The organism is Brachybacterium atlanticum, assembly GCF_025669985.1.
Taxonomy (GTDB): Bacteria; Actinomycetota; Actinomycetes; order Actinomycetales; family Dermabacteraceae; genus Brachybacterium; species Brachybacterium conglomeratum.
This window is the reverse complement of record NZ_JAKJJW010000038.1, coordinates 21,715-32,350: the sequence shown is the minus strand read 5'-3', so window position 1 is coordinate 32,350 and position 10,636 is coordinate 21,715. Positions and strand designations below refer to the sequence as shown.

At 74.2% G+C, this 10,636-nt stretch carries 8 protein-coding genes; 3 read left to right on the top strand and 5 right to left on the bottom strand.

The window, feature by feature from the left end:
- Positions 1–1,163: 1,163 nt before the first annotated feature.
- Positions 1,164–2,243: a hypothetical protein gene (locus tag L3K22_RS14600; RefSeq protein WP_263312031.1), complete on the top strand. Its 1,080-nt coding sequence runs from the start codon at positions 1,164–1,166 to the stop codon at positions 2,241–2,243.
- An 83-nt stretch (positions 2,244–2,326) separates the two neighbouring features.
- Here the strand turns inward: L3K22_RS14600 and L3K22_RS14595 are convergent, their stop codons facing one another.
- Together L3K22_RS14595 and L3K22_RS14590 are read right to left on the bottom strand one after the other, a co-directional pair.
- The gene (locus L3K22_RS14595) at positions 2,327–2,854 is read right to left on the bottom strand and encodes a GyrI-like domain-containing protein (protein ID WP_263312030.1); all 528 of its coding nucleotides are present in this window, start codon (positions 2,852–2,854) and stop codon (positions 2,327–2,329) included.
- Between the two features lie 140 nt (positions 2,855–2,994).
- Entirely contained in the window at positions 2,995–4,359 is a 1,365-nt protein-coding gene (locus tag L3K22_RS14590) for a glycoside hydrolase family 125 protein (RefSeq protein ID WP_263312029.1), read from the bottom strand.
- Positions 4,360–4,573: 214 nt separating this feature from the next.
- Between L3K22_RS14590 and recR the strand changes: the two genes are divergently transcribed.
- The gene (recR, locus tag L3K22_RS14585; protein ID WP_263312028.1) at positions 4,574–5,167 is read left to right on the top strand and encodes a recombination mediator RecR; all 594 of its coding nucleotides are present in this window, start codon (positions 4,574–4,576) and stop codon (positions 5,165–5,167) included.
- A 19-nt stretch (positions 5,168–5,186) separates the two neighbouring features.
- Positions 5,187–6,887 (top strand): hypothetical protein, encoded by a 1,701-nt coding sequence (locus L3K22_RS14580; protein ID WP_263312027.1) that lies wholly within the window; start codon positions 5,187–5,189, stop codon positions 6,885–6,887.
- A gap of 123 nt (positions 6,888–7,010) precedes the next feature.
- Here L3K22_RS14580 and L3K22_RS14575 read toward each other — a convergent pair whose 3' ends face one another.
- The 3 genes from L3K22_RS14575 to L3K22_RS14565 all read right to left on the bottom strand — a co-directional run bounded on the left by L3K22_RS14575 (position 7,011) and on the right by L3K22_RS14565 (position 10,633).
- A complete protein-coding gene (locus L3K22_RS14575) occupies positions 7,011–8,138 on the bottom strand; it encodes an ABC transporter permease (protein WP_263312026.1) in 1,128 nt (375 codons plus the stop codon).
- A complete protein-coding gene (locus tag L3K22_RS14570; RefSeq protein ID WP_263312025.1) occupies positions 8,138–9,172 on the bottom strand; it encodes an ABC transporter ATP-binding protein in 1,035 nt (344 codons plus the stop codon). Before L3K22_RS14570 ends, L3K22_RS14575 begins: the two co-directional genes overlap by 1 nt.
- Before the next feature lie 93 nt (positions 9,173–9,265).
- Positions 9,266–10,633: an ABC transporter substrate-binding protein gene (locus tag L3K22_RS14565; protein WP_263312024.1), complete on the bottom strand. Its 1,368-nt coding sequence runs from the start codon at positions 10,631–10,633 to the stop codon at positions 9,266–9,268.
- Positions 10,634–10,636 lie beyond the last annotated feature (3 nt).

The following is a 10,636-nucleotide window of genomic DNA, read 5'->3' as shown; positions in this document are numbered from 1 at the left end:
AGGAGGCCCGACGCATCGCCCAGGAGCGCGCCGAGGCCGCCCGGCAGGCGCGCGGAGGCGGGCGCCCCGCCCCCGCGGCCGCCCCCAGCGCACCGCCTGCCCCGACGCAGAATGCTCCGGCGCAGGGCGCTCCGACGCAGGACGCCCCGGCCGTCGCGCAGAGCGGGAGCCCGCAGGGCGAGCCGACGCGGACGGCACCCGCCCAGGACTCCTCCTGGGGTGCGCTCGCCGGTGCCGGCCAGGCCTCGGGCGAAGAGCGTCGAGAGCCGCAGGCCGGGCAGGGGGAGCCAGGCGGCCAGGGCGCTCCGGCACCGACGGCTCCGACATCCGCCGACGCCCCGACCGCGCCGCAGGGTGCCCCCGCCTCGGGCGGCGGCATCGATGCCGACGCAGTGCGCGGGCACTGGTCCGCGATCCTCGACGAGCTGCAGCAGATCCGCCGCCCAAGCTGGGCTCTGATCTCACAGAACGCGCACGTCAACGGCGTGAACGGCAGCACCCTCGTGCTCGGTTTCCGCACAGAGGGCCTCGTGAGCGCCTTCCGCCGCGGCACGGCGGCGGAGAACCTCGCCGACGCTGTCCGTCGCATCATGCACATCGAGGTCATGGTCGATGCCGTCGTCGGGGAGGATCCCGGTCCCGGCAGCGCTGGCCCCGGTGGTGAAGGCCCCGGCGGAGGGGGCCCCGCAGGTCCGGGCTCCGCCGGCAGAGGACCTGGCGGGAACGTTCCTGGCGGTGCCGGGCCGGGGAACGCCGGCCCCGGTGGCCCTGCCGACTTCGGTGACCCGGGCGGCCCGGGTGGCCGGGGCGGTTCGGGCGACTGGGCTCCCCGCGGGCAGGGCTCTGTCGGGCAGGACGCTCCCGGCCCGGGCAGACAGGGAGGCGGAGCCTCCGGTGGTCCGACCGCGGAGGACCCGTCCGGCGGCCAGGCTCCGCGGACCGGGGGAGCGCCGTGGGGAGACGCCGCCTCCGCGATGGCGCCGCGCGACTCGGCGCCCGCCCGCGCACCGTCCGCGTCGGGCTCCGCAGCGCCGTCGGCAGCTCCTTCGGCTGCTTCGTCGGCCGGCCCGTCGTCGGTCGCCCGGTCGGCGGCGCCCGCCGGCGGTGACGGTCCGGAGCGGCAGGAGCCCGCGTCCGTCGGCCAGCGCGCCTCGGAACGAGCGATGGCCGCCGCCGCGCGCGCCGCGAGGAACGCTCCGGCCGGACCCTCCTACGCCCCGGCCGACGACTTCCCGCCGGAGCCCGACGACCCCTACCCGCCGGACCCCGAGGAGTACGGCCCGCCCGCACAGCACCAGCCGACCACCGCGGCGCCGGGCGGAGGCCGCTGGTCGGAGGCGCCCGAGGACCGAGGCACGGGAGCCGGCGCCCCCTCCGCTCCGTCCCGATCCACCGCGGCGGCCGCACCGTCGGCGCCCGGGGCCTCCGCGTCCACGGCGTCGGCAGCGGGCGATGCTGCTGGCGAGGCGCGACCGAGGTCCGCGTCAGCGGGCCCGCCGCTCGAGGTCGAGGACGAGGGACGCGACAGGCTGCCGGCGGAGGAGCCCCGCACCTTCGGCCAGAACGCGCTCAAGCGTGCCCTCGCGGAGGGTCGCGTGGTCCGCTCGCTGCCCGCCGCGCACCTCGCGCAGGGGGCGGACGCCTCCGCCTCAGGACCGGGCGAGGCCCCGGTCCAGGAGCCGGAGGACGTCGCACAGGACGTCGACATGCCGCGCGAGTCCAGCGCGGCCCCCGAGGTCGCCTCACCCACCTCGCCGGACACCGCCCCGCCGGCCGGGCTCGGCCGTGCCGTCCCGCACGACGACCCAGCTCAGCCCGACGGCCAGGTCGCGCCGGGCGGCGCGGATGGCTCCGCCGCCGCACGCGCGACGAGCTCCTGGGGCGCCGCGGCGGCGGTCACCGGCACCGCCTCGGGATCATCCCCGGCGCGCTCCGCGGCACCGTCGGCTCCGCCTGCCGCAGCCCCCACCACCGCACCCGCCGCACCGTCGGCGGCAGACGCGCCGCGCAGCGGCGCCGCGCTCGTCCGCGAGGCCGCGATGGCGTCCCGCACCGCAGGTCAGCGCCTGCGAGGAGGGCGAGGCCAGTCGGATCAGGCATCGGAGGCCGATCCGGACCCGACCGGCGGCGCGACCCGGGACGACGAGGACGCCGTCGTCGCGACCCGGAACGGCCGCGAGGTGATCGAGAAGTTGCTCGGCGGCAGGGTCCTCGAGGTCATCGACGAGACCCGCCCGCGCTGACCCGACTCGTTCGGGTCAGCACCGCGAGGCCGACTGCCTGAGCCGGCGGGTGCAGAACCGGCGCGCACCCGCCCGCACGGCGATCAGCTGCGCGGCTCGAGCAGGGAGAACAGGTCCGTGCGCAGGGTCGCCGGGTTCATGTCGGGATGCGGCTCGGTGACGTAGAACTCCCAGAACGGGTACGTCATCTGCTCATCCGACTCCCCGACCTGCTCGGTGAACGCCCCCCATTTCTCCGCGAGGCCGCCGTAGGTGCCCATGTGCGAGATCCAGGCGATGCGACCGCCCGGGATGCTCGACCCGATGACCTCGTAGCCGCTGGGCAGCTCGAGGGGCTCGGTCAGCGGGGCGTCCACCGGGAAGCCCACCTCGAGATCGGCCGTCGCGACCGGCGCCCGGTGGTGCAGGGAGAACGCGGGGCCGATCGGGCGGATGCCCTGCGCCGCGAGCGCCTCGGCGAGATGGGAGAACGTGCCGTCCATCAGGGCGGGCATGTCGTACATCGGGAAGTCGTGCTGGACCACGACGGCCGTCGTGATCTCGGGAGCCTCCGTGATCCGGCAGGAGGTGGCGGGCTCGGCGGCGTCGTACGGGGCGGGCATCGGCGACATCGGTACTCGTCCTGTTCGCGGTCGGCGTCGGGCCGGGCAGGATGGCGGCGGCCCGGTCAGACGCTATCGCGGCAGGCGGGATGCCACCAGCACCGCCAGGGCCGCCGCCCTCTGCGGTGGATCCCCGTCATGCCCGGGGCTCAGGCGCGGGAAACCGCCCCCTCGTGCGTGCCGGACCGGTCTCGCAGGACACCGGCCAGTTCCAGCGCCAGCTCGCAGAACATCGAGTTCGACCAGGAGAACCACTCCCGCGTGAACACCGACGGGTCGTCCACGTGCACGCCCTTGTGCATCATCCCGGTCCCGCCGTCCGTGCGGATCATCAGCTCGAGCAGACGCAGCTTCTCGCCGCGCTCCGCGCTGGTCAGCCCCTCGACCGCGAGCGCGATCGGCCACACATGGTCTCTCGGGGTGTGCGGGGAGCCGACGCCCTCGAGGTACAGCCCCTCGTAGTAGCAGGGGTTGCTGCGCGAGAGCACCGCGGCGCGGGTGGCCAGGTACAGCGGATCATCCTGCGCCACGCAGCCCAGGTACGGCAGGGCGAGCAGGCTCGGCACGTTCGCGTCGTCCAGGAACCGGTGCTCGCCGCGGCCGTCGATCTCGTAGGCCCAGACCCGCTCGCCCGTCGGCCCCTCGATCGTGCCGTGCTCGACCAGCGCCGCACGGATCTGCTCCGCCCGCGCCCGCGCCTCGTCCGCGTCCGCCGGGGCGTCCGCGACCTGCTCCAGCAGCTCCGCGAGACGCTCCAGGGCGAGGGCGAGGAAGTGGTTGCCGGGGATGTTGTAGCCCAGCTCGCAGGCGTCGTCCGAGGGGCGGAAGCCCGCCCGCACCAGGCCGTTCGGCGTGGTCAGGGAGCCGCGCCCCTCCCGGGCGAGGGTGTCCTGGGCGGGCACGCCGGAGCGTCGGAAGAAGTACGCGGAGCGCTCCTCGTGGTGCTGCTCGGCCCGGACGGTGGAGAGGATCGCGCGGGCCGCGGGCAGGAGGCGCTCGTCGGCCCAGGAGGTGTCCCCGGTCGCGCGCCACAACCACCAGGCGAGGTCTGGGCCGTAGGAGAGGGAGTCGAGCTCGAACTTGCGCTCCCACGCCCAGGGGTTGTCGCGCTCGGTCTCGTCCGCGTCCCAGTGGGAGGAGTCCGGGACGCGGTTGAAGGCGTTGGCGTACGGGTCGATCTCGAGGTACTGCCAGTGGCGGCGCAGCAGACCGGCGAGCAGCGCGACCAGCGCGACACGGTCCTCGGCGGCTCCGACCCCGGCGACCACGAGCCGCAGCAGCGGGGTCAGCTGCGCGGCGGAGTCCCGCAGCCACATCGCCGGGATGTCGCCGGTGATCACGAAGGTGGTGCCGTCCTGCTCCACGCTCACCGTGGTCTCGGAGGTGTTGCGCAGGTACGCGACCACGCGCTGCGCGATCTCGCCGGCCAGCGCGTCAGGGGCGCCGAGGTCGGCGAGACCCTCGAGCACGCGCGCCTGCACGGCGTCGAGGAGGGTGTCGGGAAGCCTGGCCATGGTTCTCCGCATCGAGAGTGGGTCGGGATCGTCAGCGTATCGATCGCCGACGCGAACGGGGCCCTCGTCCACCAGGAACGACGGCCCTACCTCTCAGGAGCGACGGCTCGGCGGCGGCCGACCGTCCGAGCGCCGCGCTCGGCACCGCGCGCCGCGATCCACACCACCTCGACGCCGTCGCCGCACGTCGGCCCCGGGAACTAGAGTGAGACGCGTGTACGAAGGCATCGTCCAGGACCTCATCGACGAGCTCGGCAAGCTGCCGGGCATCGGCCCCAAGTCGGCGCAGCGGATCGCGTTCCATCTGCTGGACGCCGACGACGCCGCCGTGCGCCGGCTCGCCGAGGTGCTCGTCCAGGTCAAGGACACCGTCCGCTTCTGCGAGATCTGCGGGAACGTCTCGGCGGAGGAGAAGTGCCGCATCTGCACCGACCCGCGCCGCAGCGACGAGGTGATCTGCGTGGTCGAGGAGTCCAAGGACATCGTCGCGATCGAGAAGATCCGCGAGTTCAGGGGCCGCTACCACGTGCTCGGCGGCGCGATCGACCCGATCGGCGGCGTCGGCCCGAACGACCTGCGCATCACCCAGCTGATGAGCCGCCTCGGCTCCGGGGAGACCCAGGAGGTCATCCTCGCACTGGACCCGAACATCGAGGGCGAGGCCACCGCCGCCTATCTCTCCCGCCTGCTCGGACCGCTCGAGCTGACCGTCACGCGCCTCGCCTCCGGGCTGCCCGTCGGCGGCGACCTCGACTACGCCGACGAGATGACCCTGGGCCGCGCGTTCCTCGGCCGCCGCACCGTCTGAGGCGCCGCCGGTTCCCGTGATGACCTCTCCCCACTCCCGGACGCTGCCGCCGCTGACGGACCTGCCGTCGCCGCCTCGGCTGCCGGAGGAGGAGACGCACCTGGTCTCGCCGGGGGAGATCATGGTCGAGTCCCGGCGCGAGATCCTCCGCCGCCTGCTGCGTCGCCTCTGGGCGCCGGCGCTCGTGCTGCTCGGCCTCTGGTACGTGCTGCTGACCCTGTACGTCGTCGGCGCCTCGCCGACCTTCTGGTTCTTCTCCCTCCTCGCCGGTCTCGGCGATCCGGCCTACCTGCGCCAGGCGATGAGCGCCCTGAACTTCACCTCCGAGGGGCTGTGGACCGCGTTCCTGCTGCTCCCGGCCGTCGCGACGGTGCTGAGCCTGCTCGGGGCGCTGCTGGTGCCGCGCCTGGTCGCACCGCTGCAGCCCCGCCGCTTCCTCTCCGAGACGCAGTTCCAGCGCGGCGTCGAGGACCGCACCACCGCGATGCTCCTCGCGCTGCCGGTGCTCACCGTCCTCGCCCTGCCGCTCACGGTCGTGCTCGGCCTGCCCCAGCCCTGGACCGGGCTCGGCGCAGGCTCGCTCTCCGTGTGGTGCGCCGGGCTGGTCGCCCTCGAGCTCGCCTGGGTGCTCGTGCGTCGCACCGTTCCCGCCGCGCGGCTGCTCGGGATCACCTCCCACGAGGCGCTGCACACCGAGGCGCGCATCGGCACCGACCCGGAGCGCCGACGCGCCGCCGCCCGGCGGCACCTCGCCCAGGACCGCCGGCACCTGCCGCCGAACCCCGGCACCCTCGCGGCCGACGGGGCGAGGAGCCCCCGCGGCGCCCTCGCCGCGCTCGCCCTCATCGCCCGCTCGGCACTGACCTGGGTTCTGCCCGCCCTCGCGGGGACCTCCTGGCTGGTGCTCGGCATCGCGGACCTCGTCACCGTCCTGAGCTCCCTGTCTGCGACGGGACTGTCCCAGGTCGAGACCCCGCTGCGCTGGCAGCACCTCGCCGTCGGGCTCCCCCTGCTCGTGCTCGTCGCGGCCGGCTGCGCGCTCGCCCCCGCGCTCGCGATCCAGCTCTCCTCCGGCCACCGCGCCCAGGTGCGCGACCAGCGCACCTACGCCGAGTGGGCGCACCGGGCCCGCGTGAACCCGTGGGAGGCGCGGGTGTGCGCGCTGACCGGCTGGCTCTGCGCGGGCTGGACGCTCGCCGGGACCATCCTCGCCGCGGTCCTGCTCCCGCTGCTCGGCGCCGGGACGGCCCTGACCTGGGTGTTCCTCACCCTGCTCGCGCTCATGGTCGTGCCACTGCTGGGCCTCGCGGCGACGCAGGCGATGAAGAGCGGACTGCGCGACGTGCTCTACGGCCCGGCCGGCGGATACATGCGCCGCGAGACCCCGTACGCGCTGGTCGCCCCCGAGTTCGGCACCCGCGCCGACCGGGCGAAGGACCCCGCGGTGCGCGCCGCGCTGCGCAAGCGCCTCCAGGCCGACGGCGGCGACCACGCGCTGGAGATCTTCGACCTCGACGCGGCGGGGGAGCGGCTGTGGGTGGACGAGAACGCCCCCGGCGCCTCCGACACCGCCGTGCGGCAGGCGGACCTCGCCCAGGGCGTGCTGCCGGACTTCGGCTCCGAGGGCTCGGCCTTCACCGGCGGCGGCAACAGCCCCTCCGAGCAGGCCTCGCACCTGCACGACATCCCCGACACGGTCACCGGGCTGCGCGAGCGCTGAACCGGCGGCCCTGTACCGGCCCTCGGCGCGTGGTCGACTGATGGCGCCCTGCGTCCCGGTACGGATATATCGCCGTACCGGAACGCGGGACGCCAGCACCTGACCACGACCGGCCCCGTCGCCTCAGGCGATCCGGGTGCCTGCGCCGAGCCGTCGGATCGGCACGGCGAGCCGCCGCACGGCGACCAGCAGCGACAGCGCCCCGGCGAGCAGCCACAGCCCGAGACCCATCGGCCACACCGGACGGTTCGGCGGCGTGCCGAGATCGGTGGGATAGCCGGGGTCGTCCGGCGAGCAGTACACGGAGTGGACGGGGTGGGTGGTGGTCGCGGCGGAGCGCATCCCGGTCTTCAGCGTCGTCAGCAGGTCCGTGTCCGGGTCCTCGAGGGGGTCGTAGTCCGCAGGAAGGGTCGGCGCGGCCTCGGCCAGGAGCACCACCGGGTTCCCCCACAGCAGCGGCAGGGAGAGGTCCAGCCGCGGCACCGTCTCCTCGACCTGCTCCGCCGCGCACCGGCTCTTCTCCATCGAGTACTCGTCGTCGTAGACGGTGTAGTAGTTCGTGACCTCCCGCTCCTCGTTCAGCACTACGGCGGTGGAGCCCCACGCGATCGGCAGCACCACCGTCACCCCGAACACGATCACGTAGGCGAGCACCACCGAGCCGAGCTGCCGCGAGGTGAGCGCCGAGAGCCCGAGCCCCACCGCGGTCACGCACAGGGTGAGCAGCACGATCACCCCGAGCAGCCGCAGCATGTACAGGATCCCGATGCTGCCCAGCAGCGCGATCGGCACCAGCGAGGGCAGGGCGAGGACCAGGAAGGCGAGGCCGGTGAGGAAGCCCGCGAGCAGCTTGCCGAGCACGATCTCGGCGGGACTGAGCAGGCTGGCCTGCAGCGTGGCGAGGGTCCCGGCGGTGCGGTCGCCGTTGATGGATCCGGCCGACAGCGCCGGCACCACCAGCAGCATCGCGAAGAGCACCAGGATCATCTGCAGGCTGAACACCATCGCCGCGATCGGGCCGACGTCCTCCCACTGCGCGGAGTACAGCGTCGGGCCGAGGCCGAGCGCGCCGATGCCCATCATCACCAGCGTCCACACCGCCAGTGCCACGTACCAGCGCTTGGAGCGCAGGCGCTGGCGCAGCTCGAGCGAGGTGACCAGCCGCAGGCCGCGCCAGCGCAGCGCATAGCTGCCGCGGCCGCGGGGACGGTCGGTCCCGGGACCGGCCTCGAGGGTCTGGGGAGTGCTCATCACAGGGCTCCTTCTCGCTGGGCGGCGTCGGAGGCGAGATAGGCGGCCTCGAGCCGACCCGTCGTCGGGCCGAAGCCGATGATCCGGGCGCCCGCGGCGGTGAGATCCGCGAGCAGGCGGGCGGCGGTCGCGTCGTCGGGCAGCTCCACCACCGCCTCCGCATGACCGGAGGTGGTGCGGTCGCCGGGCAGCACCTCGCCGTGGCGCACCTGCAGGTGATCGAGCGCCTCGACGAGCGCCTGGTGGTGCAGCGAGGAGATCCGCCACGGGCGCGGCCGGGCGGCGAGGTCGCGGAGGCTCGAGGCGTCCACGGCGCGGCCGCCGTCCATGAAGACGACGTGGTCGGCCATCTCTTCGAGCTCGCCGAGGATGTGGCTGGAGACCAGCACGGTCGCGCCGCCAGCCGCCCGTGAGCGGACCACCTGCAGCAGGCGTCGGCGCGAGGCGGGGTCCAGGCCGGAGGCGGGTTCGTCGAGGACCAGCACCTGCGGGTCGTGCACGAGCGCACGAGCCAGGCCCAGGCGCTGCTTCTGCCCGCGGGAGAGCACGTGCGCGGGCTGCTGCGCGAGCGGCACGAGGTCCAGCAGCTCCAGCAGCTCGTCCACCCTCCCGCGCAGCTGCGCGGTGGGCAGGAAGTAGGCACGGCCCATCACCTCGAGCACCTCGGCGACCCGCAGCGAGTCCCACGCCCCGAACTGGTCCGGCATCCAGCCCACCTGCGCGCGCACCGCGGCGGAGTCCTCCGCGGGGTCGACACCGCCGACCAGCACCCGGCCCGAATCGGGGGCCAGCAGCGAGGCCAGCATGAGCATCAGCGTCGACTTGCCGCAGCCGTTCGGGCCGACCAGTGCCGTGACCGCCCCGCGCGGCGCGGTGAAGCTCAGGTCCGCCACCGCCTGCACGCTGCCGAAGGCGCGGCTGACGTGCTCGGCGGCGATCCCCGGCCCCTCCGGGCCGGGAGCCCTCTGCGGGGAGGCATGGTCGACCGGCGGGAGGGGCGGAGGCGGGCCGTCCGGGGGTGCGCTCTGTGTCATGGGGCTAGATTCCCACGCCCTGACCTGGAGCGACAGCCCTTCCTGGGCACGTTCGGGGCACGAACTGTGAGGGAGCGGTGGAGAGCCCGCGGCTCACTCCGCCATGGCGGCGTTGCCCTCCTCCTGCGCCTGCGGGATCCCGTCGGCGGCGGAGAGCCGTCCGATGAAGACCTCCTGGAAGATCGGCATCGCGGCGGTCAGCCCGGCGTTCGCGCGGGCGCCGGTGTCGGCCTCGGCGGGGTTCTTCGCCGCCTCGACGAACACGCTGACGTCCACGCCCTTGCCCTTCCAGAACTCGATGTACGCATCCTGCGCGTCGACGTGGCCGGGGAAGGAGACGCCCTGCTCCGCGAGCGGGAGCTGACCGTCCTTCGAGCCGAGCCAGGTCAGCAGCTCGGCGATGCCGGCCTGCTGCTCGTCGTCGGCCTTCGCGTTGCCGACGGCGACCACGCCGTGGACCAGCGACTTCGCCCCGTCGGGGCCGGCGACCGGGGCGGCGAGCGCCCACTCGAAGGAGTCGGCGACGCCGTCGGAGACCGGCAGCAGGTTGTAGGGCCCGGACTGGAACAGGGCGAGCTTGCCCTGGGTGAACAGGTCGCGGGTGAAGTCGCCGTTCTCGTTGGTGTCCGCGGCGCTGGGCGCGATGTTCTCGACGTTGATCAGGTCGGCCATGTACTGGAATGCCTCGATGCCCTCGGGGGAGGCGAAGGTGTACTCGTCCTCGTCCTGCCACTGCGCGCCGTTGGAGGCGAGCATCGGGCCGATGATCGCCTGCCGGTCGGCCTGCGAGTTGAAGCCGAACTGCGCACGGGAGTCCACGTCGAAGCCGTCCTCGCCCGGGTGGCGGCCCTCGCCGTCCACCGTGAGCTTCCGGCCCGCCTCGCGCAGGGAGTCCGTGTCGGCGGCCGGGTCGAAGGCGAGGGCCGACGGATCCACGCCCGCCTCCTCGACCAGCGCCTTGTTGTAGAACACGGCGATCGAGTCCCAGATCTGGGGCACGCCCCAGAGCCCGCCGTCGCGCGAGTACAGGTCCACCACGGCCTTCTCCCACTGCGAGGCGCCGTCGGGGACGACCTCGTTGATGTCCAGCAGGTCGCCGGAGTCCTTGTACAGCACGTAGTTCGCGGAGTTCATCCAGTACACGTCGGCCGCATCGCCGCTGGCGACGTCCAGCGGCAGGCGTGTCCAGTAGTCCGCCCACGGCACCACGTCGATCGTCACGTTCCAGCCGGACTGCTCGGTGAACGCGGCGAAGGACTCCTCGTAGGCGGCCACCGCGTTCTCGTCCCACAGGCGGAAGGTCAGCGTGCCCTTGTCGCCGCCGCTGCTGCCGCCGGCGTCGCTGCCGCCGCCCTCGCCGCCGGAGCCGCTGTCACCGCCGCCCGACGGGGAGCAGGCCGCCGCGGTGCCGAGCAGGCCGGCGGCGGCGAAGGAGGAGAGGAGGGTACGACGCTTCAGCATGGG